The sequence below is a fragment of the Alkalispirillum mobile genome (assembly GCF_003664325.1).
In the GTDB taxonomy this organism is placed as follows: Bacteria; Pseudomonadota; Gammaproteobacteria; order Nitrococcales; family Halorhodospiraceae; genus Alkalilimnicola; species Alkalilimnicola mobilis.
This window is the reverse complement of record NZ_RCDA01000001.1, coordinates 1,285,817-1,312,522: the sequence shown is the minus strand read 5'-3', so window position 1 is coordinate 1,312,522 and position 26,706 is coordinate 1,285,817. Positions and strand designations below refer to the sequence as shown.

Genomic DNA, 26,706 nt, shown 5'->3' with positions numbered 1-26,706 from the left:
GCGGTGCCGCGGTCAGCGGCGGCGCTCCAGGGTCTGGTAGGTGAGGGGCCAGCCGTTGGTCTCGTCGCTGGGGGGCTGGTGCTCGGCGACCACCTCCCAGTCGGCGAGGTCGATCTCGGGGAAATACGTGTCGCCGGCCACCTCGGCATGGATGCGGGTGAGCTCCAGCCGATCGGCGTCGGGAAGGAAACGCCGGTAGATGGCCTCGCCGCCTATGATCATCACCTCTTCCACGTCGCCGGCGGCGGCCAGGGCGGCCGCGGGGTCGTGGACCACGGTGCAGCCCTCGGCCTGCCAGTCCCGTTGCCTGGTCAGCACGATGTTGTGGCGGCCGGGCAGCGGGCGGCCGATGGATTCGTAGTTGCGCCGGCCCATGATGATGGGGCGCCCACGGGTGCGGGCCTTGAAGTGCTGGAGATCCGCCGGAATCCGCCAGGGCAGGTCGTTGTCGCGACCAATGACCCCGTTGTCGGAGAGGGCGGCGATCAGGGTGATTTCGGGGCGTCGGTGCATGGGGTTCCGATTCCTTCAGCCGGGTAGCAGCAGGGGTAAGAGCGGGAGGATGAGCGCGGTGAGGATCCCGGCCAGGCCGAGCCCGAGCCCGGCGAAGGCCCCGGCGAGCGCGCTGATCCCAAAGGCCTGGGCGGTACCGAAGCCGTGGGCGGCCACGCCCAGGGCGAACCCCTGGACGCTCTCGTCGCGCAGGCGCAGTACGCGAAAGACCAGCGGGGCGGTGATGCAGCCCATGGTTCCGGTGATGAGCACCAGGCCGGCGGTGAGCGAGGGCAGGCCGCCGATCTTTTCGGCGATGCCCATGGCGATGGGCGAGGTGACCGACTTGGGGGCCAGCGACAGCAGTGTCTCCCGGCTGGCACCCAGCGCCAGCGCCACCCCCACCGCGCTCAGGGCGGCCGTCGCGGCGCCCACCGTGCCGGCCACCAGCAGCGGGACCAGCAGTTGCCGGATGCGAGCCAGGTGGTCGTAGAGGGGGATGGCCAGGGCCACGGTGGCCGGCCCAAGCAGAAAGTGGATGTACTGGGCGCCATCGAAGTAGGTCTGGTACTCGATGCCGGTCACCCAGAGAAAGCCCATGAGCAACAGGATGGCGGGCAGCACCGGGTGGGCCAGCGCGTGGCGACCGGTGCGTTCCCAGAACCAGGTGGCCGCCAGGAATGCGAGCAGGGTGGCGGTGAGCCCCAGCAGGGGGCTGTCCGACAGGAACACCCAGAAGGCGCCCAGCTCATCCGTCATGGTGGCGCCTCCTTTGCAGCCGTTGCAGCACCCAGCCGGTCGCCGCAAGGGTCAGCACCGTGCTGACCAGCAGGCCGACCAGGATCGCCAGCCAGTCCTGACCAATCAGGTGCATGTGGGCCATGAGGCCGACCCCCGCCGGGACGAACAGCAACGCCAGGTAGGCAAGCAGCCCCTCGCCGGCCAGGCGCAGGCCCTTCGGCACGCCGCCCATGGCCACCAGGGTGGCAAACAGCAGCAGCATGCCGATTACCGGTCCCGGGATGGGCAAATACAGCACCCGCGAGAGGAACTCGCCCACCAGCTGAAAGACCAGCAGCATGGCGAAGCCGTGGAGCATCGGGTCAGTCCGCCGTGGTCGCGTGTTCGCGCAGCGAGATGACCGGCCAGTCCCTGTCCAGGGCCGTGTCGCGCAGGACCGGGTCCGGGTCCACCGCCACCGGGTGGTCCACCTGCTCCAGCAGGGGCAGGTCGTTGTGCGAGTCACTGTAGAACCAGGTCTGTTCCGGTTGGCCGCCGTGCCGGCCCAGCCATTCGTCCAGGGCCCGGACCTTGCCTGCCTGGAAGGTGGGGGTGCCCACGTGGTGGCCCGTGTAGCGGCCCTCGCGCCATTCGGGTTCCGTGGCCAGCAGGGTGTCGACGCCGAGGAGATCGGCGATGGGTTCCGTGACGAACCGGTTGGTGGCGGTGATGATCATCAGTTGGTGGCCCTGCGCCCGGTGCTCGTCCAGCAGTTGCTCACCGGCCGGCAGCACGATCGGGCGGATGTACGTCTCGATGAAGTCGCGCCGCCATTCCCAGAGTCGCTCCGGCGGGTTCTCCGCCAGGGGCTTCAGGGTGAAGCGCAGAAAGGCGTCGATATCAAGGCGACCGGCCTGGTAATCCTCCAGGAACTGATTGTTGACAGCGCGGAAGCGTTGTTCGTCCACCAGTCCCCGGTCGACCAGGAACTCGCCCCAGAGGTGATCGCTGTCGCCTGCCAGGAGGGTGTTGTCCAGATCAAAGATCGCCAGCTTCATGTCGTGTTCCATTGGGCTTGCAAAGGGCCTATGTTAGCAGGCGGGTAAAACCGGGTGGATGCCCATGCGGCGGGTGCCGGTACACTTGTTAAAACGCCGATTTGTTTGCACTGGCTCGGCTGTGAAAGAATAACGTAGGGCACCAGCTGGCTTGGGGTTTCTTAAGTGGTTGATTCGGATGGTTTTAGGCCAAATGTCGGGATAATCCTGGCGAATGCGGCGGGCAAGGTCTTCTGGGCCCGGCGCATTGGTCAGAATGCCTGGCAGTTCCCCCAGGGCGGGATCAAGGCCCATGAGACCCCCGAGGAGGCCCTTTATCGCGAGCTGGAAGAGGAAGTCGGGCTGGGCCCGGGGGATGTGGAGATCATGGGCTGCACCCGTGGTTGGTTACGCTACCGCCTTCCGCGCCGCCTGATCCGCAACCACAGCCGGCCGATCTGCATCGGCCAAAAACAGGTCTGGTACCTGCTCCGGCTGGTCAGCGATGAGAACCAGGTGCAACTGGACCGCTCCGGCCACCCCGAGTTCGACCACTGGCGCTGGGTGCATTACTGGCACCCGGTAAAGGAGGTGGTCTTCTTCAAGCGGCGGGTCTATGTCCGGGCACTGCAGGAGCTTGGCCCGCTGCTGTTTCCGGACGGCCTGCCGCACCGGCCCGCCTCCAGCCGCCCCAGGGGCTCCGCCCACCCGCGCGGCCGGCGGCGCGCCTGAGTTCGGGAGTTACCGGCATGCTCGAGGTCCTGCATCGCATATCACGTGAGGTCAACGCCGCACCCGGGCTGCGCCAGGCACTCAGCATCATCGTAAAGCGGGTGGCGGACGCCATGCGCGTGGATGTCTGTTCCGTCTACCTGGCGGACCCGGAGACTGACCGGCTGGTGCTGATGGACACCCGTGGGCTCAACCCGGATGCGGTGGGCCGCGTCCGCCTGCGGCCCTCGGAGGGGCTGGTGGGGATGGTGGCCGAGCGTGGTGAGCCCATCAACCTGGACAACGCCTACGACCACCCGCGGTTTCGCTACTTCCCGGAGACCGGCGAGGAACTGTTCCACTCCTTCCTGGGCGTGCCCATCGTCCACTATCGCAAGCTGCTGGGCGTGCTGGTGGTGCAGCAGATGGCGGAGCGCCGCTTTGACGAGGATGACGTGGCCTTCCTGGTCACGTTGGGCGCGCAGCTGGCGGGCGCCATCGCCCACGCGGAGGCCAGCGGCGGCCTGGATAGCCTGCATAACGGTGACCCGGCCGGAAAGGGGCACATGCTGCAGGGGTTGCCGGCGGCACCGGGCGTGGCCATGGGTACGGCCGTGGTCCACGCCGCGCAGGCCGACTTGGAATCGGTACCGGACCGTGAGCCCGACGACATTGATGCCGAAAAGTCGCGGTTCATGGCGGCGGTGCGCGCCGTCCGCGAGGAGCTGCGCCGGCTCTCCGGCGAGTTGGAGGGCACGCTGTCCTCGGACGAGCACATGCTCTTCGATGTGTACCTGCGGATGCTCGACGATGACAGCCTGGTGGGCGAGACCATGCGGGCCATCGAATCGGGTAACTGGGCACCGGGTGGCTTGCGCCAGACTATCGGTCAGCACGTCCAGGTCTTCGAGGACATGGAGGACCCCTACCTGAGGGAGCGGGCCAGCGATATCCGTGACCTGGGCAGTCGTATCCTCGCCCGCCTGCGCGAAGACAGCGGCAAGGCGCGGCCCCTGCCGGACCGGGTCATCCTGGTGGGCAAGGAGGTGAGCGCCACCCAGTTGGCCGAAGTGCCGCAGGAGAACCTGGCCGGGGTGGTGTCCGCCACCGGGACCCGCAACTCCCACGTGGCCATTCTGGCCCGGGCCCTGAGCGTGCCCGCGGTGATGGGGGTGTCCGACCTGAGGGCGGGCCGGATGGACGGCAAGCCGGTGATCGTCGACGGGTACTCCGGCCGCTTCTACGTGCAGCCCAGCGAGGCCGTCCGCGAGGAGTACGAACGGCTGGCGCGGGACGAGGCGGAGTTCGCGGACAGCCTGGAAAGCCTGAAAGACCAGCCTGCGGAGACCCCGGACGGCTTCGGAATAAAGCTTCTGGCCAATACGGGCCTGATCTCCGATATCAACCTGTCGTTGGCCAGCGGATGCGATGGCATCGGCCTGCACCGCACCGAGTTCCCCTTTATTGTCCGTGATCGCTTTCCGGGCGAGGAGGAGCAGGCCATGCTCTACCGTCGCGTGCTGGAGTATTTCCGGCCCCGCCCGGTGGTGCTGCGCACGCTGGATATCGGGGGTGACAAATCGCTGCCCTACTTCCCGGTGCAGGAAGAGAACCCCTTCTTGGGCTGGCGCGGTATCCGCCTGACCCTCGACCACCCGGAGATCTTCCTGACCCAGCTCCGGGCCATGGTCCGCGCCAATATCGGCAACGGTAACCTCCGGGTCATGTTCCCCATGATCAGCCGGCTACACGAGGTGGACGAGGCCAAGGCGCTGCTGGCCCGGGCCGTGGAGGAGCTGCGCGAGGAGGGGATGGAGGTGGAGATGCCTCCGATCGGGGTGATGGTCGAGGTGCCCGCTGCCGTGGTGATGGCCGACAAGCTGGCCCAGAGGGTGGCCTTCCTCTCCGTGGGCACCAACGACCTCACCCAGTACCTGCTCGCTGTCGACCGGAACAATGCCCGTGTGGCCTCGCTGTATGACGAGTTGCACCCGGCAGTCCTGCAGGCCATCGCCGAGGTGGTGGAGGCCGGGCGGAAGCACGACTGCCCGGTCAGCGTGTGCGGCGGCATGGCCGGTGATCCCGCCGGTGCCATCCTGTTGCTGGCGTTGGGGGTCAACAGCCTGAGCATGAGTGTGGCCAGTCTCCTGCGCATTAAGTGGGTGGTGCGCAGCATGAGTCGCGAAAAGGCCACCGAGTTACTGACCCTGGCCCTGGAAATGGAATCGCCCGACGACGTCCGCGCAATGCTCAAGCGCGCGCTGGACGAGCAGGGCCTGGGTGGTTTGATCCGCGCGGGCAAGTAGGTTGGGAACCGGACTTCTTTGCAGTTGACAATGCCTCTCATTTAGATCTAACTTTGGATCTAACGAGGAGGTGGCCATGTACGTGTGTATCTGCAAAGCGATTACGGATCGTGACGTGCGGCAAGCCTTGGACGAAGGCTGCTGCTGCATGCGTGATCTCAAGGAGCGGTTGGGTGTCTGCAGCGCCTGCTGCAAGTGCGCGCCGGCGGCCAAGGCCCTGCTGGAGGAGCACATGGCGGATGCCGGGCTCGCGCGACTGGCCCGGAGCGTTGCCTGATTACACGGGGGTTTTCCGTCCCCGGTGGCATACTGCTAGACTCGGGTCATACCGGTTACATCCAATCCATCGCTGGGAGTGCACTGATGAAGGGCGACGCAAAAGTCATCGAATACCTCAACAAGGCGTTGAAGCTCGAACTCACCGCCATCAACCAGTACTTCCTGCATTCGCGGCTGGCGGATGACTGGGGGCTGACCAAGCTCGCCGAGAAGGAGTACGAGGAGTCCATCGACGAGATGAAGCACGCGGATGAGTTCATCCAGCGGATCCTCTTCCTTGGTGGCATGCCCAATTTGCAGGACTACGGCCGGCTGCGTATCGGTGAGAACGTGCGTGAGCTGCTTCAGGCCGACCTGGAGGGTGAGCACGAGGGGCGTGATCTCTACCGGGAGGCCATCGCCTACTGCGAACAGGTCAAGGACTACGTCAGCCGCGACCTGTTCAAGAAGATCCTCGAGGACGAGGAAGGCCACATCGACTGGCTGGAGACCCAGCTGGAGCTGATGGACCGCGTGGGCGAGCAGAACTACCAGCAGTCGCTGATGTAAGTCGGCCGGGCCGCAGCAGGCCCGCTCCATTGCCCACATCCCACGAACAGGGGGCGCTCCGGCAGGGCGCCCCCTGTTTCGTTCAAGATCGAATCGTCCCGCCGCCGTCCGTCAGAACGGCTTGACCACGGCGAGGATCACCACCGCGATCAGCACCAGCACCGGCAGTTCATTGAAGACCCGGTACCACCGGTGGCTGCGGGTGTTGCGATCCTCCCGGAAAACCCGCAGCAGGCGCCCACAGTAGAGGTGATAGCCGATCAGCAGGGCAACCAGCAGCAGCTTGGCGTGCAACCAGCCCTGCGTCAGCCAGCCCGGGATGAGCACCAGCAGCCAGATTCCCAGCCCCACCGCCACGATGGCGCTGGGCGTCATGATGCCGCGGTACAGCTTTCGCTCCATGACCTTGAAGCGTTCGATACCGGCGCGGTCCTCCGCCATCGCGTGGTAGACGTACAGCCGGGGCAGATAGAAGAGCGCCGCGAACCACGTGACCACCGCGATGATGTGAAAGGCCTTGATCCACAAGTACATGGTCAGCTGCGCTCCAGCATGCGTTCGATCTGGCCGCGCACGCGGTCCATGTCCAGAAGCCCGAGCCGCTGCCAGACCACCTTGCCGTCCGGGTCCACCAGGTAGGAGGTCGGCGTGACCCGGACCTCGCCGAAGGCCTGGGAGATGCTCCGGTCACTGTCATGGGCGATCAGGTAGCTCATCTCCCGCGCTTCGACGATGGCCTCGATCAGTTCCGGGTCGTCGTAGTGCATCGCCACGCCGACCACGGTGACTCCCCGTTCGGCCATCTCGTCGTGCAGGGCCTGCAGGTGGGGGATCTCATCGATACAGGTGGGGCAGTCGGTCGCCCAGAATGTCACCAGGACCGGTTGTCCCCGCAGTGAATCCAGGGAAACCTGCTCTCCCTCCAGCGTGGTGAAGGTGGCCTCCGGGCGGGATTTTCCTTCCCAGGGGGCGATCAGGACCAGCGCTACCGCGGCCGCGGCGATGACACCGATGGTGGCGACCAGCATTTTCCGGGTGTTGCTCATATCACTGCGCACTCCGCAATGTGTGCCAAACGGGAGTTCCAAGTTTACCGGGGGTGTGCGCTCCCGGGAATGATTTTCGCTGCCGGCAGCGTTACTGGAAGTACTGGTGTTCCAGGTCCTGCCGGGTGATCACCCCCAGGTAGCGGCGAATACCCGGAGCAATGGTGTTGACCACGCAGAGCGCCTCCACCTCCCGCTCCTGGAACAGGGCCAGGGCCTCGCGCAGGCTTGCCCGGTATTCGATGGTATCCGGCTCCAGCCGTTTGGCCGGTATCTGCAGCAGGTCCACCTCCATGGTGCTCTCCACCTGCAGATGGTGCAGCAGGTCAGTGACAGGGAGCAGGGCCTGCGGTGCCACGCCATCCCGGTCCATCATCAGGATCCAGCGCGGGTTTGTTGCCAGTGCCTGCTCGAGCGTCCGCCGGTCGGTGTGCCGGGGTACCACCACCAGGCGCCGGTCCATGATGCGCGCGATGCCCAGCCGGCTGAGCGCCTGGAACAGCGGATTGCTGCGGAAATCCAGGCCGCGTAGCCGGAGCTGGTGCAGGTAGACGGAGTCCTTTGCGAATACCTCGCCGGCCACCAGCACCGCCATGGCAATGGTGAGCATTCCCGGCAGGATGATGTTCGGATTGGCGGTCAGCTCCAGCATGGCGGTGAGTGCCGCCAGCGGCGCTCGCAGGGTGGCGCCCATCATCGCGCCGAGCCCCAGCATCACGTAAAGGCTGGGTTCGGAGGCCGCCGTTGGGAACAGCACCTGTGCCGCCTGACCCAGCAGGCCGCCGGCCGCCGCACCGATGACCACCGTGGGGCCGATCAGTCCGCCCGGTATACCCAGCCCGATGGCCAGGGTGCTGGCCAGCAGTTTGGCGATGACCAACGCAATCAGCGTCAGCGTGGCCACCTCGCCGAGCAGGATGAGGTTGACCGTCTCGTACCCCACGCCCATGACCTCGGGCAGCACCATGCCGATCAGCCCCACCGCCAGCCCCGCGAGCCCGGTCCGCAGCGCCAATGGCCAGCGGGTGAGGCTATTGCTGAAGAACATCAGGCTGTGGATGAAGGCGGCGGCCAGGGCGCCGATGAGCAGGCCGCAGACCAGCAGCCACCCCAGCTCCCCCAGGCTCTCCAGGTGCACGGCCGGGACAGAAAAGGCGGGGCTGCTGCCGTAGATGAGCTGCGTGATCACCGTGGCGGTGACGGCCGAGAGCATCACCGGCAGGAAACCGCTCAGGGTGTACTCCAGCATCACCACCTCCATGGCGAACACCACCCCGGCCAGGGGCGTGTTGAAGGTGGCGCCGATTGCGGCGGCCACCCCGCAGGCCACCAACGTGCGCAGGCTGTTGTTGGGCAGTCCCAGGCGCTGGCCGAGCAGGCTGCCGCTTGCCGCGCCCAGGTGGATGGCCGGCCCCTCCCGGCCCACGGAATGGCCGCTGATCAGGGCAGTGCTGGCCCCCACGAACTGGGCCACGGCGTTGCGCCAGTTCAGGTAGCCCTGGTGGTAGCCGAGCCGCTCGATGACGTGCACGACCCCGGTGCCGCGGTGCTCCGGGCGCAGCCACTGCAGGAAGAGACCGATTGCCACCCCGCCGAGCAGGGGCAGGAGCAGCCGCCAGTGGGGGGCCAGTTCCCAGAACTGCCCGGGCGAGCCCAGCAGCTGGCTCTGGCTGAACTCCACCAGGCTGCGGAAGGCAAGGATGACACCGGCCGTGGCCAGCCCGCAGAGCACCGCCAGGACGGACATCAGTCCGAGCGCATCGTGGGCGGAGAGGCGCAGGCGCAGGCCTTCAAGCCGCTGGTGCCAGCCGTTCATCGGCGGTGGTTCGCTTTTGTTGTGAGGAGACAGGCCATAGAATAGAGAGTTTACCGATTTGCAGAGGGCGAACCACCATGATCGAAGTCGGCATCGTCGGGGGCACCGGGTACACCGGGGTTGAGCTATTGCGTCTGCTGGCGCGCCACCCCCAGGCCCGGCTTCGCGTGATCACCTCCCGCGGCAATGCGGGTACGCCCGTGGACGAGATGTTCCCCTCGCTGCGCGGCGAAGTGGATATCCGCTTCACGGAGCCGGACCTGGATGCGCTGGCCGCCTGCGACCTGGTGTTCTTCGCCACCCCCAACGGCACCGCCATGAAGATGGTCCCGGACCTGCTGGCGCGCGACACCCGCGTGGTGGACCTGGGCGCGGACTTCCGGTTGCAGGACCTGGCCACCTGGGCCGACTGGTACGGGATGGAGCATGCCTGCCCGGAGCTGGTGGCCGAGGCGGCTTACGGGCTCCCGGAATTGAATCGGGAAGGGATCCGGGAGGCGCGCCTGGTGGCCAATCCGGGCTGCTACCCCACCGCGGTGGGTCTGGGCTGGCTGCCGCTGCTGGAGGCCGGGGGCATCGAGACGGATCGCCTGGTGGCCAGTTGCGTCTCGGGTGCCTCCGGTGCCGGGCGGGCGGCGAAGGTGGGCACGCTATTGTGCGAGGTCAACGAGAGCTTCAAGGCGTACGGTGCAGACGGTCACCGCCATCTGCCGGAGATCCGCCAGTCCCTGGAGCAGGTATGCGGCGGGGGTGTCGGGCTGACCTTTGTGCCCCACCTGGTGCCGATGACGCGCGGCATGCACGCCAGCCTCTACGCGACCGTGAAAGGTGACCCGGGTGACCTGCAGTTACTGTTTGAGCGCCGCTACGCTGACGAGCCCTTCGTGGATGTGCTGCCCGCCGGAGCTCACCCGGAGACCCGTACCGTGCGGGGCACCAACCTCTGCCGGCTGGCCGTGCGCCGGGCACCGGAGAGCGACCAGGTGATCGTGCTGTCGGTGATCGACAACCTCACCAAGGGGGCAGCCGGGCAGGCGGTCCAGAACATGAACCTGATGTTCGGGCTGGAAGAGACCGCCGGCCTGGACGCCCCCGCCGTCCTGCCATAACCCGAGTATCGTTCGGGGTAGTTGACCGGACGGCCGGGGCGGCTGACAATACCGGTAATGACGTTGCAACAGGCCCGGAGGCTTGTGAAATGAGTGAAACCGCACAGACTTACGACCCCACCGAAGACTTCCAGGTGCTGGTAGTCACCGACAGCGCGGCGGCCCGCGTTGCCCAGCTGATCGCCCAGGAAGAAACCGATGACCTGAAACTGCGGGTTTTCGTCAGCGGTGGCGGGTGTTCCGGTTTCCAGTACGGCTTCACCTTTGACGAGCGCATCGAAGAGGGTGACAGCATCGTGGAAAAGGATGGCGTCACCTTCCTGGTGGACCCGATGAGTAGCCAGTACCTAATGGGTGCCGAGGTGGATTTCGTCGAGGGCATCGAAGGCGAGCAGTTCGTCATTCGCAACCCGAATGCCACCACGACGTGCGGCTGCGGCTCCTCCTTCGCGGTCTGACACAGCTCACCGGCCGGCGACCGGCCTGAAAGGAAACCGCGGCGCCTTTTCCCGGGCCGCGGTTTTTTTATGCCCGCATGTTTTATGCCGGGGTGTCGCAGCCGGCAGGGTAGATCCCGCCCAGGGGGGCAGAGGCCCGGGCCCCTGTGACCTCCGGCAGATTGCCGGGCAGTCCGGCCAGGGTTCGACCGGCCAGCCAGGCGAAGGCCATCGCCTCCACCCAGTCCGGATCCAGGCCAATCGCCGAGGTAGGGGCCACCCGGCAACCGGGCAGCCGGTCGCCCAGGGCAGCGCTGATGGCGTCCATCAGCACAGGATTGTGCACGCCGCCCCCGCACACGTACAGCGCCGCCGCGCCAGGGAGGGCGCTGGCGAGTGCCCGTGTGACGCTTTCCGCGGTCAATGCGATCAGGGTGCGTTGGGTGTCCTGCGGCGCGGGGAGCGTGCTGCCCGCCTGCCGCGGGTGTGCCAACCAGTCCAGGTTGAAGTACTCGGGGCCCGTGCTCTTGGGGGGCGGCTGGTGGAAGTACGGGTCCTGCAGCAGGCGGTCGAGCAGACCCGTGTCCGTTCGGCCGGCCGCAGCCCAGCGGCCCTGGCGGTCATAGCCGGGCCCGCCAGGGTGATGCCGGCGGAACCAGGCATCCAGCAGCGTGTTGGCGGGGCCGGTATCGAAGCCGGTTACCGGATGTTCTGCCGCCCCGGGCAGCAGGGTCAGGTTGGCGATGCCACCCAGGTTCAGTACCGCCCGGTCCTGCCGCGGTTGGCGCAGGCAGGCGGCGTGGAAGGCCGGTACCAGCGGCGCGCCCTGGCCGCCGAGGGCCATGTCCCGTCGGCGGAAGTCCGCCACGGTGGTGATCCCGGTGCGCGCAGCGATCAGGGAGGGGTCGCCGATCTGCAGGGTGGTGGGAAAAGGGCCGTGGGGCCTGTGGTGAACGGTCTGTCCGTGGCTGCCCAAGGCGATGATGTCGCCGGGGGCAACTCCGGCTCGGGCCAGTAGCGCGAGGGTCGCGTCCGCGTGCAGCGCCGCCACCTGCTGATCCAGGTCGAGCAGGGCGTCCAGCCCCGTCTGACCGCTGACCCGGTGCAGGGCCGTGGCCAGCGGTGCCGGTATGGGGTGGTTGAGGGCGGTTACCAGGCTGGGGCGCCCAGCATCGAGTTGGACCAGTGCGGCATCCACGCCATCAATGCTGGTCCCCGACATAAGCCCCACGTAGAGCCCGTTTCGGGGGGCATGCCGGTTGCCTTGGGAGATCACTCCTCGCCCTGTTGCGCCACCTGCGTTGCCCCGTCTCTCTGGTCCCGTTCGAGCTGGGCCAGCATGGGGTGGGTGGTCGCGCGGAAGTCGGCCAGGTGCTTCTCGGGCACCGGGTCGGCCTTGGGCAGCGCCACCTTCAGCGGGTCCCGTGGGTCGCCGTTGACATGGAACTCGAAATGGAGGTGCGGGCCGGTCACCATGCCGGATGCGCCCAGATACCCCACTACCTGGCCCCGCTTCACCCGGTCGCCTTGGGACAGCCCGCTGGCATAACCGGACATGTGGGCGTACAAGGTGGTGTACTCGCTGCCATGCTGCACGATCACGGTGCGCCCATACCCGCCTTTCCAGCCCCGGTGAACCACCCGGCCCGGTCCGGTGGACCGGATGGGCGTGCCCACCGGCGCGGCGTAATCGGTCCCGTAGTGCGGGCGCCGCACTCCCAGCACCGGATGCTTACGGTTGAGGTCGAAGTGGGAAGTGATCCGATCGTAATCAATCGGGTGGCGGTTGAACGCGCGCCTCAGGCTCTCCCCCTCGGGGGTGAAGTAGTCTGCGTCACCCTCCGGCGGGGCGTAACGCACCGCTTGCAGGCGGTCCCCGCGATGAACCAGCTCCGCTGCGAGGATATTGCCGTCACGGACCTTTTCGCCGTTCTGGTGGACTTCCTCGTAAATGAGATGGAATTCGTCACCGGCGCGCAGGTCCCGTCCCAGGTCGACCTGCTGGCCGAAGATGGAGGCCAGCTGCATGATGACGCGGTTGCTGATGCCGGCCCGGCGGCCGGCAACGTAGATGGAGGAGTCCACCGTCGCGGAGGCGCGGGCGACCTTCCGTTCCTCGGCCTCCTGGTAGGTCTGTGCCACGAAGCCGTCATCCGCGCGCTCCACATGGAGCGTTTTCCCGCGGCTGTACTCGTAACGCAGTTGCGCGAGTCGGCCCTCGTCGTCGCGGATCACCTGGATGACGTCGCCCGGGTGCACACGCTGGAGCCGCTCCACCTCCTCGCCGGTCTGCATGAGGTCATGCACTTCGCGGGCAGTGAAGTCGGCGCGACTGAACAGCCGGGCCAGGCTGTCGCCGCTGCGCACTTCCAGCGACTCCCATTCCAACTCATCCAGCCGCGCCAAGGGGCTGACCGGCTCCGCGCTGTCCGCCCGGCCCGGCTCCGGGACCTCGGCTGCCCCGTTGGTCCAGTCCTCTTCGTTCATCCAGTCGCGGGACAGCGGTTCCGAGGCCCGCTCGGTTTCGTAACTGGCGTGGAGGAAGCCGCCCTGCGGCCACTCGATGCCCGCCAATTGCAGAGCATCAACAGTGGGTGCGGCGCGGTACTGGGGCATAGCGCTGGCTACGCCGGGCTCATCGCTGCTCGTCGGCGTGTCGCTGCCGGTCAGCGCTACCACGCCTACGGCCAGCCCGATGGCCCCCATGGCCAGCCAGCGCAGTTTGAAGGGTAAACGGTGGCCCGCGGCGTGTAGCTGGCGGGCGCGGGACTTGACGTCGAGATCGAATATGCGGGTGTTGGACACACCGGCCCCCGGGATTAGTTCTTGGGATTGGGGGAACCTTAGCCAGCTTCAGAGCCTCAAGTCAACGCATTAGCGCGCATTCTTTAACCTCGGTCTAGACATGGTGGTGTTTACTGCGCGCCATTTCGCTAGAATTCCCGCCCCTGTACGATAAATTGCCCATGGCCGGGTGCGCGGTCCCGCCGCACCCGCAGACCTGACTGATTGCGGAGGGAGTGACCCATGACCGAGGCCAATGACGCACTCGCACTGCTGCGCCGAGGTGCCGAGGAGATCCTGCTGGAGAACGAGTTAAAGGATAAGCTCCAGTACGATCGCCCGCTGCGCGTCAAGGCCGGCTTCGACCCCACCGCGCCGGATCTGCACCTGGGGCACACCGTGCTGATCAACAAGCTCCGCCAGTTTCAGGATTTGGGCCACCACGTCTATTTCCTGATCGGGGATTTCACCGGCATGATCGGTGATCCGAGCGGTAAGAGCGCTACCCGCCCGGCGCTGACCCGCGACGAGGTCATGGAAAACGCGCGCACCTACAAGGAGCAGATCTTCCAGGTGCTGGACCGCGAGCGAACCGAGGTCGTCTTCAACTCCGACTGGATGAACGGTTTCAGCGCCGCGGACATGATCCGGCTGGCCTCTCACCACACGGTGGCCCGGATGCTCGAGCGCGACGACTTCCACAAGCGTTACAGCGCCCGGCAGCCTATCGCGATTCATGAGTTCCTCTACCCCCTGGTTCAGGGTTATGACTCCGTGGCCCTGAAGGCGGACGTTGAACTTGGCGGCACCGACCAGAAGTTCAACTTGCTGGTTGGGCGGGAGTTGCAGAAGTCCTACGGTCAGCCGGCGCAGACGGTGCTGACCATGCCGCTGCTGGAGGGGCTGGACGGGGTGCAGAAGATGTCCAAGTCCCTCGGCAACTACGTGGGCATCAAGGAGCCCGCGGATGAGATGTTCGGCAAGCTGATGTCCATCTCCGATGACCTGATGTGGCGCTACTTCCTGTTGCTGAGCTTCCGGCCGGAGAGCGAGATTGACGCGCTCAGGCGCCAGGTGGAGGAGGGGCGCAACCCCCGCGACGTGAAGTTCGAGCTCGCCGAGGAGATCGTCACCCGCTTCCATGATGCCCGGGCGGCCGCGCGCGCGATGGAGACCTTCGTCGCGCGCTTTCGCAAAGGCGCTATGCCGGAGGATATGCCGGAGCACAGCCTGTCTGCCGACGGGCCGGAGGGCCTGCCCCTGGACCGCCTGCTCAAGGCTGCCGGGTTGGTGGGTAGCACATCCGACGCACGGCGGATGCTCAAGCAGGGAGCGGTCCGCATTGATGGTGAGCGGGTGGAGGACCAGCGCCTGGTAGTGCCGGCCGGTGAGGCGCACGTCTACCAAGTGGGCAAGCGCCGTTTCGCCCGTGTGACCGTTTCGTGAAAACTGTTTGACAGATTTTTCAGTGGGTCTATAATGCCGCTTCTCGTCACGGCGAGGCCGCTTTCGGGCGGCGGCGAAGCGGAGGCTTCGGCGGCGGTGACGAAGGGTTTGACAAGGGGGTGCGAAGCTGTAGAATGCGCGCTCCTGACACGGCGACAGGGGGTTGCCGAGGCCTTTGAGGCCGGGCCCTACGGGGTGACACGGAGGGTTGACAGGCTGTCATATCGCGGTAAGATATGCGGCCTTGGCGAGGCGAAGCTCTCGCGCTCTTTAACAAACTGGATCAGATGATTTGTGTGGGTGCTTGCGCTGTGAGGTTATCTGCGATGCAGAGCTAATCGGCACAAGTATCTTCCGTCAAGTGAGATGCTTGCGTGTCGAGTCAGTATTAACCGGTGCCTTCGGGTGCTGGTTTGCAAGATTGAACTGAAGAGTTTGATCCTGGCTCAGATTGAACGCTGGCGGCATGCCTAACACATGCAAGTCGAGCGGCAGCAGCAGGAGCTTGCTCCTGGCTGGCGAGCGGCGGACGGGTGAGTAACGCGTGGGAATCTGCCCTTCGGTGGGGGATAGCCCGGGGAAACTCGGATTAATACCGCATACGCCCTACGGGGCAAAGTGGCCCTCTGATTCAAGGTCACGCCGAAGGATGAGCCCGCGTCCGATTAGCTAGTTGGTGGGGTAAAGGCCTACCAAGGCGACGATCGGTAGCTGGTTTGAGAGGATGATCAGCCACACTGGGACTGAGACACGGCCCAGACTCCTACGGGAGGCAGCAGTGGGGAATATTGGACAATGGGCGAAAGCCTGATCCAGCAATGCCGCGTGTGTGAAGAAGGCCTGCGGGTTGTAAAGCACTTTCAGCAGGGAGGAAAAGCTTACGGTTAATACCCGTGAGTCTTGACGTTACCTGCAGAAGAAGCACCGGCTAACTCCGTGCCAGCAGCCGCGGTAATACGGAGGGTGCGAGCGTTAATCGGAATTACTGGGCGTAAAGCGCGCGTAGGCGGTTCGATAAGTCGGGTGTGAAAGCCCCGGGCTCAACCTGGGAATTGCATCCGATACTGTCGGGCTAGAGTCTGGTAGAGGGAAGTGGAATTCCGGGTGTAGCGGTGAAATGCGTAGATATCCGGAGGAACACCAGTGGCGAAGGCGACTTCCTGGACCAAGACTGACGCTGAGGTGCGAAAGCGTGGGTAGCAAACAGGATTAGATACCCTGGTAGTCCACGCCGTAAACGATGAGAACTAGCCGTTGGGCTCATTTATGGGCTTAGTGGCGCAGCTAACGCATTAAGTTCTCCGCCTGGGGAGTACGGCCGCAAGGTTAAAACTCAAAGGAATTGACGGGGGCCCGCACAAGCGGTGGAGCATGTGGTTTAATTCGATGCAACGCGAAGAACCTTACCTGCCCTTGACATCCTCGGAACCAGCCAGAGATGGCTGGGTGCCTTCGGGAACCGAGTGACAGGTGCTGCATGGCTGTCGTCAGCTCGTGTCGTGAGATGTTGGGTTAAGTCCCGCAACGAGCGCAACCCTTGTCCCTAGTTGCCAGCGATTCGGTCGGGAACTCTAGGGAGACTGCCGGTGACAAACCGGAGGAAGGTGGGGATGACGTCAAGTCATCATGGCCCATATGGGCAGGGCTACACACGTGCTACAATGGCCGGTACAGAGGGTTGCCAAGCCGCGAGGTGGAGCTAATCCCAGAAAGCCGGTCGTAGTCCGGATCGGAGTCTGCAACTCGACTCCGTGAAGTCGGAATCGCTAGTAATCGCAGATCAGCAATGCTGCGGTGAATACGTTCCCGGGCCTTGTACACACCGCCCGTCACACCATGGGAGTTGGCTGCACCAGAAGCAGGTAGTCTAACCTTCGGGAGGGCGCCTGCCACGGTGTGGTCGATGACTGGGGTGAAGTCGTAACAAGGTAGCCGTAGGGGAACCTGCGGCTGGATCACCTCCTTTAAAGAACGCATGGCAGGCCTTGCGGTGCGAGCATCCAGCACAAGTCATCTGATCCGGGGATAAGTCTCGAGACCAAGCGGGTCTGTAGCTCAGTTGGTCAGAGCGCACCCCTGATAAGGGTGAGGCCGGTGGTTCAAATCCACCCAGACCCACCATTATCTGGGGCCATAGCTCAGCTGGGAGAGCACCTGCTTTGCAAGCAGGGGGTCGTCGGTTCGATCCCGACTGGCTCCACCATTCCCTGCGTGTGGGAGCGGCTCGAGTGTGGGTTCATAGGCCAGCATCTGTTTTGTCGGGTGCTGGCCTCTGAGCCTCAAGTGGGCGAAGAGACTGATCTTTAACAATCTGGATTGACCGTCAAACGAGTGCACAGCATCGTCGTCTAGGATGCTGTGCGAGGCATGTCAGTTGTTCGTGGAGCCAGCGCCGTGTAGCCCCCAGACTGGTTGGGGTTATATGGTCAAGCGGTTAAGCGCGCACGGTGGATGCCTAGGCGGTAGGAGGCGATGAAGGACGTGGTAGCCTGCGATAAGCCTCGGGGAGCTGGCAAACAAGCTTTGATCCGGGGATTTCCGAATGGGGCAACCCAATCACCTTTTAGGTGGTTATCGTGCACTGAATCCATAGGTGCACGAGGCGAACCCGGGGAACTGAAACATCTAAGTACCCGGAGGAAAAGAAATCAACCGAGATTCCCTGAGTAGCGGCGAGCGAAAGGGGATTAGCCCTTAAGCATTCGGTGTTCTAGCGGAGCGATCTGGGAAGGTCGGCCATAGAAGGTTATAGCCCTGTACGCGAAAGGGCACCGAGTGTGAAATCGAGTAGGCCGGGACACGTGTTATCCTGGTTGAATATGGGGGGACCATCCTCCAAGGCTAAATACTCCCTACCGACCGATAGCGAACCAGTACCGTGAGGGAAAGGTGAAAAGAACCCCGGAGAGGGGAGTGAAATAGAACCTGAAACCGTGTGCGTACAAGCAGTGGGAGCCCGAAAGGGTGACTGCGTACCTTTTGTATAATGGGTCAGCGACTTACTCTCAGTGGCAAGGTTAACCGTATAGGGAAGCCGTAGGGAAACCGAGTCTTAACCGGCGCCATAGTCGCTGGGAGTAGACCCGAAACCGGGCGAGCTACCCATGGCCAGGGTGAAGGCGAGGTAATACTCGCTGGAGGCCCGAACCCACTAACGTTGAAAAGTTAGGGGATGAGCTGTGGGTAGGAGTGAAAGGCTAAACAAGCCCGGAGATAGCTGGTTCTCCCCGAAAGCTATTTAGGTAGCGCCTCGTGTCTCACTCCCGGGGGTAGAGCACTGTTTCGGCTAGGGGGGCTTCCGAGCTTTACCAAACCGATGCAAACTCCGAATACCGGGAAGTGCAATCACGGGAGACACACAGCGGGTGATAACGTTCGTTGTGAAGAGGGAAACAACCCAGACCGCCAGCTAAGGTCCCGAAATCGTGGCTAAGTGGGAAACGATGTGGGAAGGCAGAGACAGCCAGGAGGTTGGCTTAGAAGCAGCCATCCTTTAAAGAAAGCGTAATAGCTCACTGGTCTAGTCGGCCCGCGCGGAAGATTCAACGGGGCTAAGTCACGTACCGAAGCTGCGGACGCAAGCTTGTCTTGCGTGGTAGGGGAGCGTTCCGTACGCCGATGAAGGCGGACTCGCGAGAGCCGCTGGAGGTATCGGAAGTGCGAATGCTGACATGAGTAACGATAATGAGGGTGAAAAACCCTCACGCCGAAAGCCCAAGGTTTCCTGCGCAACGCTAATCGGCGCAGGGTGAGTCGGCCCCTAAGGCGAGACCGAAAGGTGTAGTCGATGGGAAACGGGTTAATATTCCCGTACCAACTGTTACTGCGATGGGGGGACGGAGAAGGCTAGGTCATCCGGGCGTTGGTTGTCCCGGTGCAAGCGTGTAGGCAGAGCGGCCAGGCAAATCCGGCTGTTCAATGTCGAGACGTGATGCCGAGGTCCTACGGGACCGAAGTGATTGATGCCAGGCTCCCAGGAAAAGCCTCTAAGCTTCAGGTAGCAGTTGACCGTACCGCAAACCGACACAGGTGGGCAGGGTGAGAATCCCAAGGCGCTTGAGAGAACTCGGGTGAAGGAACTAGGCAAAATGGTACCGTAACTTCGGGAGAAGGTACGCCCCTGGTAGGTGAAGGCCCTTGCGGCCGGAGCTGAAGGGGGTTGCAGTGACCAGGTGGCTGCGACTGTTTACTAAAAACACAGCACTCTGCAAACGCGTAAGCGGACGTATAGGGTGTGACGCCTGCCCGGTGCCGGAAGGTTAAGTGATGGGGTTAGCGCTTCGGCGCGAAGCTCTTGATCGAAGCCCCGGTAAACGGCGGCCGTAACTATAACGGTCCTAAGGTAGCGAAATTCCTTGTCGGGTAAGTTCCGACCTGCACGAATGGCGTAACGATGGCCACACTGTCTCCACCCGAGACTCAGTGAAATTGAAATCGCTGTTAAGATGCAGCGTACCCGCGGCTAGACGGAAAGACCCCGTGAACCTTTACTACAACTTCGCACTGGACTTTGAGCCTGCTTGTGCAGGATAGGTGGGAGGCTTTGAAACCGGGACGCCAGTTCCGGTGGAGCCGACCTTGAGATACCACCCTGGCATGCTTGAGGTTCTAACCTCGGCCCGTTATCCGGGTCAGGGACAGTGTGTGGTGGGTAGTTTGACTGGGGCGGTCTCCTCCCAAAGAGTAACGGAGGAGTGCGAAGGTACCCTCAGCGCGGTCGGAAATCGCGCGTAGAGTATAAAGGCATAAGGGTGCCTGACTGCGAGACTGACACGTCGAGCAGGGGCGAAAGCCGGCCTTAGTGATCCGGTGGTTCTGTATGGAAGGGCCATCGCTCAACGGATAAAAGGTACTCCGGGGATAACAGGCTGATTCCTCCCAAGAGTCCACATCGACGGAGGAGTTTGGCACCTCGATGTCGGCTCATCACATCCTGGGGCTGTAGCAGGTCCCAAGGGTACGGCTGTTCGCCGTTTAAAGTGGTACGCGAGCTGGGTTTAGAACGTCGTGAGACAGTTCGGTCCCTATCTGCCGTGGGCGTCGGAGGTTTGAGGGAAGCTGCTCCTAGTACGAGAGGACCGGAGTGGACGCACCTCTGGTGTTCGGGTTGTCACGCCAGTGGCACTGCCCGGTAGCTATGTGCGGACGGGATAACCGCTGAAAGCATCTAAGCGGGAAGCCCCTCCCAAGATGAGACCTCCCTGGGGACTCGATCCCCCTGAAGGGCCGTGGAAGACCACCACGTTGATAGGCCGGGTGTGGAAGCGCAGCAATGCGTGAAGCTAACCGGTACTAATTGCCCGTGAGGCTTGGCCATATAACCCCAAACGGTTTGGGGCGCGCGCCAGGCCAACCCCGTTCAACCGACATGCCTCAACTCTGCACGGTCAATCCAGACAACGCGTGAAACCGGCCCATCACCGGGACACGCAACGCTTTGCCTGGCGAACATAGCGAGCGGGAACCACCCGATCCCATCCCGAACTCGGTAGTGAAACTGCTCAGCGCCAATGATAGTGCGGCCTCGCTGTCGTGCGAAAGTAGGTCATCGCCAGGCTCCTACACCAAAACCCCTGTCCAATCACGGACAGGGGTTTTTTTATGCGTATCCGGTTCACAAGGCCTCCGGTTGCATGCGCCGCCCTCGAAGCGGCTGCAACGCACCGAAACCGGTGCTGATGGTAACCTAACGCAAAGGCATAACCGGGAGCGGTTCATGACGGAGATACAGAACGTTCAGCAGGCCCAGGAACTACTGGATTTCATCGACGACAGCCCGAGTCCCTGGCATGCCGTTGCCAATATGACGGATATGCTCCGCGCGGCAGGATTCGGGGAGCTGCGAGAGGATGAGCCCTGGCACCTGCAACCGGGCGATGCAGCATACGTCGTCCGGGAGGATGCCAGCCTGGTCGCCTTCCGGGTCGGGGAGCGTCACCCCGCGGATTCCGGCTTCCGGGTGGTGGCCGCCCATACGGACAGTCCGGGCCTGCGCGTCAAGCCGGGCGGGGCCCATACCGCTGGGCCCTTCCTGAGGCTGGGTGTCGAGGTCTATGGTGGGCCGATCCTGCCCACGTTCGCGGATCGGGACCTGACCCTGGCCGGGCGCCTGGCCGTTCGAGGTGAGGCCGGGATCGACTCCGTCCTGGTGGATTTCCCGGAGGCGCTCGCCCGGATCCCGACAGCCGCGATCCATCTCAACCGGGAGGTTAACGAGCAGGGACTGAAACTCGATCGCCAGAAGGAGCTGCCGCTGATCCTGAGCTTGCCGGGCGACGACGCCCCGGACCCGAACCGGTTCCGTGAGCTGCTCGCTAGCCGCGCCGGCGTGGATTCGGCCGATGTCCTGGGGTGGGATCTCGCCGTGGCGGACACCCAGCCGGGTGCCTTCTTTGGTGCCGAGCGCGAATTTATCGCCGCGGCAAGGCTGGACAATCTCGCATCCTGCCACGCCGGCCTGAAGGCGCTGTTGGCCGCCGAAGCCCCGACCGCGACTGTCGTCTGCGCCTTTTTCGATCATGAAGAGATCGGGAGCACCAGTTACCGCGGGGCGTCAGGCACCTTCCTGCCCGACGTGCTGGAGCGGTTGGCGGGGGAACGGGAGCCGCTGCAACGGGCCAAGGCGCGCAGCCGCCTGCTCAGTGTTGATATGGCTCACGCCTGGCATCCGAACTACCCACACTTCTACGATGATGAGCACAAGGCGCAGGTGAACCACGGCCCGGTCATCAAGGTGAATGCCAACCAGCGCTATACCAGCGAAGGCGCGGGCTCGGCCTGGTTTGCACAGATTTGTCAGGACGCAGGCGTGCCCTGGCAGCATTATGTCCACCGGACCGACCTGCCGTGCGGGAGCACCATCGGACCGATCACCGCTGCCCGCCTTGGGATACCGGTCATCGATGTGGGCAACGCGATCTGGTCCATGCACAGTGTGCGGGAGAGCGCCGGCGCGAAGGATCACGCCTGGATGACCGGCGCCCTGCACCAGTTCCTGGCCGCGCCCAAACTGCCATGACAAGGCGTGGATCCGCGGCGCGGGGCGCGGCCTGGCCGGCCGTGTTGCAGCTCCTGTCCGATGGCCGCACCTGGTCCGGCGAGGCGCTCGGGCGGGCGTGTGGTGTGTCGCGGGCGGCGGTTTGGAAGGCGGTCGATGGTCTCAGGGCCCGTGGGGTACCGATTGAGGCCGTCCCCGGGCGTGGGTACCGGTTGTCCGGTGGGGTAGAGTTGCTCGACGCATCGCTGATCCGGGCGGGTCTGCCTGCTGGGTCGGCGATCGACGTGGAGGTCGAACTGGCCACCGGGTCCACCAACCAGGATCTGATGGCCCGGCAGGTGGAGCGGCCGGTGGTCCGGTTTGCCGAAGTGCAGACCCAGGGGCGGGGCCGCCAGGGTCGGGCCTGGTGGTCCGCCTTTGGACGGCAGCTGCAGTTCTCGGTGGCCTGGCCGTTCCGCGTCCTGGCCGCCCCGGCCCCGGGGCTCAGCATCGCAGTGGGAGTGGAACTCGCGGAGGCGCTCTCGCGCGTCGGTGCTACCGGCCTGCGCCTGAAGTGGCCCAATGACCTGTTGGGCCCGGCGGGTGAGAAGCTATGCGGCATCCTGGTCGAGCTGCAGGGCCAGGTGCTCGGGCCGTGTCAGGTGGTCATCGGTGTCGGCGTCAATCTCCGTGGGGGCATGCGGCCCGATGGCGCCGACGCCGCACTCAGCGGCCTCGATCAGGTGGGGCTCGCGGATTTGGGGCGGAACGGCCTGGCCGCCGCGCTGGCCCAGGCCGTGCTCGTCGCCTGCGAGACGTTCGGGGGCGAGGGCCTGGCCGGCTACCAGCAGCGGTGGCCGGAGTGGGACGCCCTCCTGCAAAGGGCGATCACGGTACAGCTGGGTAAAGAGGTGCTGAGGGGCGAGGGCGCGGGCCTGACGCCGGACGGCGCCCTGCGCCTGGCGATGGCGGACGGGAGCCTGCGTACGTTGCACGCTGGAGAGGTGCACATTGGTGGCGGAATGGCTGGTCTTTGATGCGGGTAACAGCCGGCTGAAGTTCGGCTGGTGGGATGGCGTGCGGATCAACCGGCTGGGCGCCGTGCCGTGGGGCTCCCGCTGGCAGGAGGCGCTCGACCCCGCGGTAGGCGATGAGATGGCACCCGGGGCGGTCGTCATCGGGGGCGTGAGTGACCCGGAAACCCTCTCGGTGCTGGGGCGCATCGCAAAGGACCGCTGGGGCCTTGAGCCGCTCCAGGTCTGTACGACTGTTCACGCCTGCGGGGTACGAAACCCCTATCCGGAGCCCGCTCAACTGGGGGTGGACCGCTGGGCGGCGGTGATTGCGGCCTCCTGGCGGGCGAGGGAGCAATGGCACCTGGTTGTGGATGCGGGCACGGCGGTCACCGTGGACCTGGTCGCGCCCGACGGGGATTTCCGGGGCGGCGCCATATTCCCCGGCGCCGGCGTGCTCTCCGATAGCCTGAACCGGCGTACCGCCGGGCTGCCGCACCTGGCGCCGGAATTCCTCCCGGTGCCCACCCAGTCGACGCCGGACGCAATCCGTGCCGGCATCGCGCATGGCCTGGTGGGGGCCATCCTGCACCTGGAGCGTTCAATGCTTGAGGAAGGCGGGAGCGTGCCCTGTCGTTGGTTGACCGGGGGTGATGCCAAGCTCCTTGCTGGGCATCTGCCGGGGGACCACCAGCACGCCCCGGGGCTGGTCCTCGAAGGCCTGGCCCGAATTGCCGAGGAAGCGGGTTGAGCCGTTCGGGGCTGTGGCTGATAGGTCTGCTGGTGGCCGCGAACACCCTGGCGGCCGCGGTGCTGTGGTCCGGTTGGCAGCCCTCCGTGGACCATCCCAGTGAGGCGCGCCAGCCAGCGTCTGTGTCGATCCCGCTCTTCGATGGCCCGACGGGGCCGGGCGAGTGCCAGTACCGCTGGGCGGTCGGCTCGGAGGTGCGGGCCGACGCGCTTTCCCAACGGCTGCGCGCGAAAGGCATCCGCGCAACCAGTCGGGTGCTGGAGCCGGCGGCCCAGGGATATGAACTGCGCCTCACGGGAATCACCACCGTCCAGGAGGCCCGTGCCCGGCGGGATGGCCTGGCGGAGGCGGCCGGCTACGACCCTGCTGCCGTGGATTGGCCGTTGGCAGTCAGCGGGTCGGGGGGCGCCTTACGGTTGTACCGCCATGGGTCTAAAGAGGTTCTCCGCGACCTGCAGGAGCGCTTGCGCGCCCAGGGCTTGGGTACGGAGCTTGTGCCCGCCCGCAGGCCCGGGCGCGCAGAGGTACTTATCCACGGCCCCCTGACCGAGTTGCAGGAGGCGCTGATCCGCGGCGCCCAGGGGGTCTCCGATTGCCACCTGCGGCCCGACTGACTACCATATGCCACTGACGCTGGCGTAGCTCAGTTGGTAGAGCAGCTGATTTGTAATCAGCCGGTCGCGGGTTCGACTCCTGTCGCCAGCTCCACGTTCACCCGCCGTGCCGCACCGCCTATCGCGGATGGCGCACGGGCTCATCCTACCCCTGATGGAGCCCGGACCCTGACGTAGCTGCCAGGGGCGGGCTCCAGGCCCGCCGGCGGCGTGCGGGCCGGAACCTGCTCCCCCGCGTGGCCCGCCACCCAGTGCCGCCAGTCTGGCCACCAGGATCCGGGCTGTTCCTGGGCGGCCCGAAACCACCGGTCCGGGTCCGAGGGCAGTTGGTCGTGAAGGCGGTAGCCGTATTTTCCGGAGTCTTCGGGGTTTATCACCCCGGCCACATGCCCGGACCCTCCGAGCACGAAGCGAACCGGGCCGCCTAGCAGACGCGCCCCGTGGTAGGTACCCCGCCAGGGGGCGATGTGGTCCGCCGCCGTGGACAGGAAATAGGCCGGCACATTGATACTGCCCAAGTCCAGCGGGCGGCCTGCCAGCTGAAGTGCCCCCGGCACGCGGAGCCGGTTCTCGAGATAAAGGTGGCGCAGGTACCAGGACTGCATGCGTGCGGGCATGCAGGTGTTATCACCGTTCCAGTAAAGCAGGTCAAAGGGCACCGAATCCCGGCCTAACAAGTAACTGTTGATCGCGTAGTTCCAGATCAAGTCATTCGCTTGCAGCAGATTGAAGGCCTGCCCCAGGTGCGCGCCTTGCAGGTACCCCTTGCGCGCCATCTGCGCTTCCAGCAGCTGAATCTGGTCCTGGTCGATAAACACCGACAGCTCACCCACGTCGGAGAAATCGAGCAGGGTGGTGAAGAAGGTGGCGCTGCTGACCCTCTCCTGTTCGCCACGGGCCGCCAGCCAGGACAGCGTGCAGGCCAGGAGAGTGCCGCCGATACAATAGCCGAGGGTGTTGACCTGCGTTTCACCGGTGAGTTCACGTATGACGTCCATGGCCGCGATCGGCCCTTCGGCCAGGTAATCGTCAAAGCGGGTATCGGCCAGTTCGGGGCCCGGATTGACCCACGAGATGACGAATACCGTATGCCCCTGTGCAACCGCCCATCGGATGAACGACTTCTTTTCATTCAGGTCGAGGATGTAGAACTTGTTGATCCAAGGGGGCACCACTAAAAGTGGCCGCTGATGTACGGTCTCGGAGGTCGGGCTGTATTGGATCAGTTGCATCAGGCGGTTCTGGTAGACGACGCGGCCCGGCGTCGTCGCGAGATCCCGCCCCACCTCGAAGGCGTCGGGGGCCACGTGGCGCAGGCGAAGCTGGCCGTCCCCTTCCGCCAGATCCTCCAGCAGGTTCGCCAGCCCACGGAGCAGACTCTCGCCGCCGGTTTCCACGGCCCGTTCCAGCACTGCCGGGTTGGTCGCCGCGAAGTTGGTGGGTGAGAGGGCGTCGGCCAACTGGCGGGTGTAAAAGCGCACCATCTGCCGGGTGTGCGGGTCCAGACCCTCCACGTCGTCCACCGCGCTCAGCGCCTGTCTGGCCGCCAGCAGGTAGCCCCGGTGCATGAAATCCAACGTGAGGTTTTCATGCCAGCCGGGGTGCTTGAAGCGCCGGTCGGTCGCATCGGATGCCTCGCTTACGCTATCCGGCGAAAGGACCTGTTGCCATGCCCCAAGGGCCTCGGCGGTCCAACGTTGCTGGGTGGCCATCAGCCGGGCCGGGTCTTTGACCAGGGCCATGCCCCACCGCCAGTACGCCTGGGCAATCTGTTGAGGATCCGGGAAGAGGAAGTGATCCCCCTCGGCCTGCCGGCGCAGGAGCCCGGTGCTCAGTCGGTTGGCAGCCACGGCAATTCGTTGCCATTGCAGGGCGAGGCGGGCCGCGTTGTTGTCGTTGGTCTGGGCTTCCCGGTTCATGCTCTCTCCTGGGTGTTCGCGGGTCCGGTGGGTCAGGGGGCCGGCCGCGGCCCTTGACCCGCAACGCCGCGGGCACTACCGTAGCGCCTCGCTTGCGTCGGTGTCGCCCTGTCGGTGGGCGGTTCTTCTGCGCGACCGGCCGGTCGCTGCGCTGAACCAGACCCGGTGCTTGTTGGATGGTTGACAAGCCATTACCCGATCTGGAGAATACTGCATCTTACATATTTCGGAGGGGTTCCCGAGCGGCCAAAGGGGGCAGACTGTAAATCTGCTGGCACAGCCTTCGGAGGTTCGAATCCTCCTCCCTCCACCAGACATAATGCGCTTGGCGCGGGGCGTCACCAGTCATTGCGGGTGTAGTTCAGTGGTAGAACCTCAGCCTTCCAAGCTGATGACGTGGGTTCGATTCCCATCACCCGCTCCAGTCACGCGCAATAGAGTTCGGGCCCATGTAGCTCAGTTGGTAGAGCACACCCTTGGTAAGGGTGAGGTCACCGGTTCAAATCCGGTCATGGGCTCCATTGTTTCGTTTCGCGGGCGACGCCACGTGCCCGTATCCCAAGGCCCGAAGTCACTCTGAAAAGGATAGACGGGGAGATCGCTCGATGTCCAAGAGCAAGTTTGAGCGTAAGAAGCCACACGTAAACGTAGGGACCATTGGTCACGTGGACCATGGTAAGACGACGCTGACGGCGGCGATG

At 64.7% G+C, this 26,706-nt stretch carries 22 protein-coding genes, 6 tRNA genes and 3 rRNA genes; 21 read left to right on the top strand and 10 right to left on the bottom strand.

Going from position 1 to position 26,706, the window contains the following annotated elements; translation table 11 throughout:
• Positions 1-12 precede the first annotated feature (12 nt).
• The 4 genes from folA to DFR31_RS06200 are packed head-to-tail and all read right to left on the bottom strand — an operon-like array spanning position 13 to position 2,270.
• Complete coding sequence (folA, locus tag DFR31_RS06215; RefSeq protein ID WP_121441738.1) at positions 13-513, bottom strand: type 3 dihydrofolate reductase; 501 nt, start codon at positions 511-513, stop codon at positions 13-15.
• A gap of 15 nt (positions 514-528) precedes the next feature.
• Positions 529-1,251 carry an LrgB family protein gene (locus DFR31_RS06210; RefSeq protein WP_121441737.1) on the bottom strand — a complete coding sequence of 241 codons (723 nt, stop codon included), beginning with the start codon at positions 1,249-1,251 and terminating at the stop codon, positions 529-531.
• On the bottom strand, positions 1,241-1,591 hold the full coding sequence (locus DFR31_RS06205) for a CidA/LrgA family protein (RefSeq protein WP_121441736.1): 351 nt from the start codon (positions 1,589-1,591) through the stop codon (positions 1,241-1,243). Before DFR31_RS06205 ends, DFR31_RS06210 begins: the two co-directional genes overlap by 11 nt.
• A gap of 4 nt (positions 1,592-1,595) precedes the next feature.
• Positions 1,596-2,270, bottom strand: coding sequence for a histidinol-phosphatase (locus DFR31_RS06200; protein ID WP_121441735.1), 675 nt, complete (start codon positions 2,268-2,270; stop codon positions 1,596-1,598).
• A 165-nt stretch (positions 2,271-2,435) separates the two neighbouring features.
• On the opposite strand from DFR31_RS06200, the gene DFR31_RS06195 reads away from it, so the two are divergent.
• From DFR31_RS06195 to bfr, 4 genes are all read left to right on the top strand, one after another.
• A complete protein-coding gene (locus DFR31_RS06195) occupies positions 2,436-2,981 on the top strand; it encodes an RNA pyrophosphohydrolase (RefSeq protein ID WP_121441734.1) in 546 nt (181 codons plus the stop codon).
• A 17-nt stretch (positions 2,982-2,998) separates the two neighbouring features.
• Complete coding sequence (gene ptsP, locus DFR31_RS06190; protein WP_121441733.1) at positions 2,999-5,266, top strand: phosphoenolpyruvate--protein phosphotransferase; 2,268 nt, start codon at positions 2,999-3,001, stop codon at positions 5,264-5,266.
• Between the two features lie 76 nt (positions 5,267-5,342).
• Positions 5,343-5,543 carry a (2Fe-2S)-binding protein gene (locus tag DFR31_RS06185; RefSeq protein WP_121441732.1) on the top strand — a complete coding sequence of 67 codons (201 nt, stop codon included), beginning with the start codon at positions 5,343-5,345 and terminating at the stop codon, positions 5,541-5,543.
• A gap of 86 nt (positions 5,544-5,629) precedes the next feature.
• Positions 5,630-6,094, top strand: coding sequence for a bacterioferritin (gene bfr, locus DFR31_RS06180; protein ID WP_121441731.1), 465 nt, complete (start codon positions 5,630-5,632; stop codon positions 6,092-6,094).
• A gap of 111 nt (positions 6,095-6,205) precedes the next feature.
• Here bfr and hemJ read toward each other — a convergent pair whose 3' ends face one another.
• The 3 genes from hemJ to DFR31_RS06165 form a co-directional block, all read right to left on the bottom strand.
• Entirely contained in the window at positions 6,206-6,628 is a 423-nt protein-coding gene (gene hemJ, locus DFR31_RS06175; protein WP_121441730.1) for a protoporphyrinogen oxidase HemJ, read from the bottom strand.
• A gap of 2 nt (positions 6,629-6,630) precedes the next feature.
• Positions 6,631-7,140, bottom strand: coding sequence for a TlpA family protein disulfide reductase (locus DFR31_RS06170; RefSeq protein ID WP_121441729.1), 510 nt, complete (start codon positions 7,138-7,140; stop codon positions 6,631-6,633).
• Between the two features lie 91 nt (positions 7,141-7,231).
• Entirely contained in the window at positions 7,232-8,956 is a 1,725-nt protein-coding gene (locus DFR31_RS06165; RefSeq protein ID WP_121441728.1) for a chloride channel protein, read from the bottom strand.
• Positions 8,957-9,033: 77 nt separating this feature from the next.
• Here DFR31_RS06165 and argC point away from each other — a divergent pair, with 77 nt between their 5' ends.
• Positions 9,034-10,065, top strand: coding sequence for an N-acetyl-gamma-glutamyl-phosphate reductase (gene argC / locus DFR31_RS06160; RefSeq protein ID WP_121441727.1), 1,032 nt, complete (start codon positions 9,034-9,036; stop codon positions 10,063-10,065).
• An 89-nt stretch (positions 10,066-10,154) separates the two neighbouring features.
• Positions 10,155-10,523 (top strand): iron-sulfur cluster insertion protein ErpA, encoded by a 369-nt coding sequence (gene erpA / locus DFR31_RS06155; RefSeq protein WP_121441726.1) that lies wholly within the window; start codon positions 10,155-10,157, stop codon positions 10,521-10,523.
• An 82-nt stretch (positions 10,524-10,605) separates the two neighbouring features.
• Here the strand turns inward: erpA and DFR31_RS06150 are convergent, their stop codons facing one another.
• Both DFR31_RS06150 and DFR31_RS06145 read right to left on the bottom strand, forming a co-directional pair.
• A complete protein-coding gene (locus tag DFR31_RS06150; RefSeq protein ID WP_281273355.1) occupies positions 10,606-11,775 on the bottom strand; it encodes an anhydro-N-acetylmuramic acid kinase in 1,170 nt (389 codons plus the stop codon).
• A complete protein-coding gene (locus tag DFR31_RS06145; protein WP_121441725.1) occupies positions 11,775-13,307 on the bottom strand; it encodes a peptidoglycan DD-metalloendopeptidase family protein in 1,533 nt (510 codons plus the stop codon). The genes DFR31_RS06150 and DFR31_RS06145 overlap by 1 nt, the downstream gene beginning before the upstream one ends.
• A 222-nt stretch (positions 13,308-13,529) precedes the next feature.
• Between DFR31_RS06145 and tyrS the strand changes: the two genes are divergently transcribed.
• The 11 genes from tyrS to DFR31_RS06090 all read left to right on the top strand — a co-directional run bounded on the left by tyrS (position 13,530) and on the right by DFR31_RS06090 (position 24,180).
• Positions 13,530-14,732 carry a tyrosine--tRNA ligase gene (tyrS, locus tag DFR31_RS06140; protein WP_121441724.1) on the top strand — a complete coding sequence of 401 codons (1,203 nt, stop codon included), beginning with the start codon at positions 13,530-13,532 and terminating at the stop codon, positions 14,730-14,732.
• A 423-nt stretch (positions 14,733-15,155) separates the two neighbouring features.
• Positions 15,156-16,698: ribosomal RNA gene (locus tag DFR31_RS06135) — 16S ribosomal RNA — on the top strand.
• A 78-nt stretch (positions 16,699-16,776) separates the two neighbouring features.
• A tRNA-Ile gene (locus DFR31_RS06130) sits at positions 16,777-16,853 on the top strand.
• A 6-nt stretch (positions 16,854-16,859) separates the two neighbouring features.
• Positions 16,860-16,935: transfer RNA gene (locus DFR31_RS06125), tRNA-Ala, on the top strand.
• Positions 16,936-17,156: 221 nt separating this feature from the next.
• A 23S ribosomal RNA gene (locus DFR31_RS06120) occupies positions 17,157-20,049 on the top strand.
• A gap of 123 nt (positions 20,050-20,172) precedes the next feature.
• A 5S ribosomal RNA gene (gene rrf / locus DFR31_RS06115) occupies positions 20,173-20,289 on the top strand.
• The 16S, 23S and 5S rRNA genes sit together here with 2 tRNA genes alongside, the layout of an rRNA operon.
• A 159-nt stretch (positions 20,290-20,448) precedes the next feature.
• A complete protein-coding gene (locus tag DFR31_RS06110; protein ID WP_121441723.1) occupies positions 20,449-21,750 on the top strand; it encodes a M18 family aminopeptidase in 1,302 nt (433 codons plus the stop codon).
• On the top strand, positions 21,747-22,745 hold the full coding sequence (locus tag DFR31_RS06105) for a biotin--[acetyl-CoA-carboxylase] ligase (RefSeq protein WP_121441722.1): 999 nt from the start codon (positions 21,747-21,749) through the stop codon (positions 22,743-22,745). Before DFR31_RS06110 ends, DFR31_RS06105 begins: the two co-directional genes overlap by 4 nt.
• Positions 22,723-23,472, top strand: coding sequence for a type III pantothenate kinase (locus DFR31_RS06100; RefSeq protein ID WP_170153611.1), 750 nt, complete (start codon positions 22,723-22,725; stop codon positions 23,470-23,472). Before DFR31_RS06105 ends, DFR31_RS06100 begins: the two co-directional genes overlap by 23 nt.
• A complete protein-coding gene (locus tag DFR31_RS06095) occupies positions 23,469-24,086 on the top strand; it encodes an SPOR domain-containing protein (RefSeq protein ID WP_121441720.1) in 618 nt (205 codons plus the stop codon). The genes DFR31_RS06100 and DFR31_RS06095 overlap by 4 nt, the downstream gene beginning before the upstream one ends.
• Positions 24,087-24,104: 18 nt before the next feature.
• Positions 24,105-24,180: transfer RNA gene (locus DFR31_RS06090), tRNA-Thr, on the top strand.
• Positions 24,181-24,226: 46 nt separating this feature from the next.
• Here DFR31_RS06090 and phaC read toward each other — a convergent pair.
• The gene (gene phaC, locus DFR31_RS06085; protein WP_121441719.1) at positions 24,227-26,005 is read right to left on the bottom strand and encodes a class I poly(R)-hydroxyalkanoic acid synthase; all 1,779 of its coding nucleotides are present in this window, start codon (positions 26,003-26,005) and stop codon (positions 24,227-24,229) included.
• Positions 26,006-26,233: 228 nt separating this feature from the next.
• Here phaC and DFR31_RS06080 point away from each other — a divergent pair.
• The 4 genes from DFR31_RS06080 to DFR31_RS14110 all read left to right on the top strand — a co-directional run.
• Positions 26,234-26,318, top strand: a tRNA-Tyr gene (locus DFR31_RS06080).
• 37 nt (positions 26,319-26,355) lie between these two features.
• Positions 26,356-26,429, top strand: a tRNA-Gly gene (locus tag DFR31_RS06075).
• Between the two features lie 21 nt (positions 26,430-26,450).
• Positions 26,451-26,526, top strand: a tRNA-Thr gene (locus DFR31_RS06070).
• 84 nt (positions 26,527-26,610) lie between these two features.
• A partial coding sequence (locus DFR31_RS14110) for a GTP-binding protein (protein WP_147436962.1) occupies positions 26,611-26,706 on the top strand: 96 nt, incomplete at its 3' end.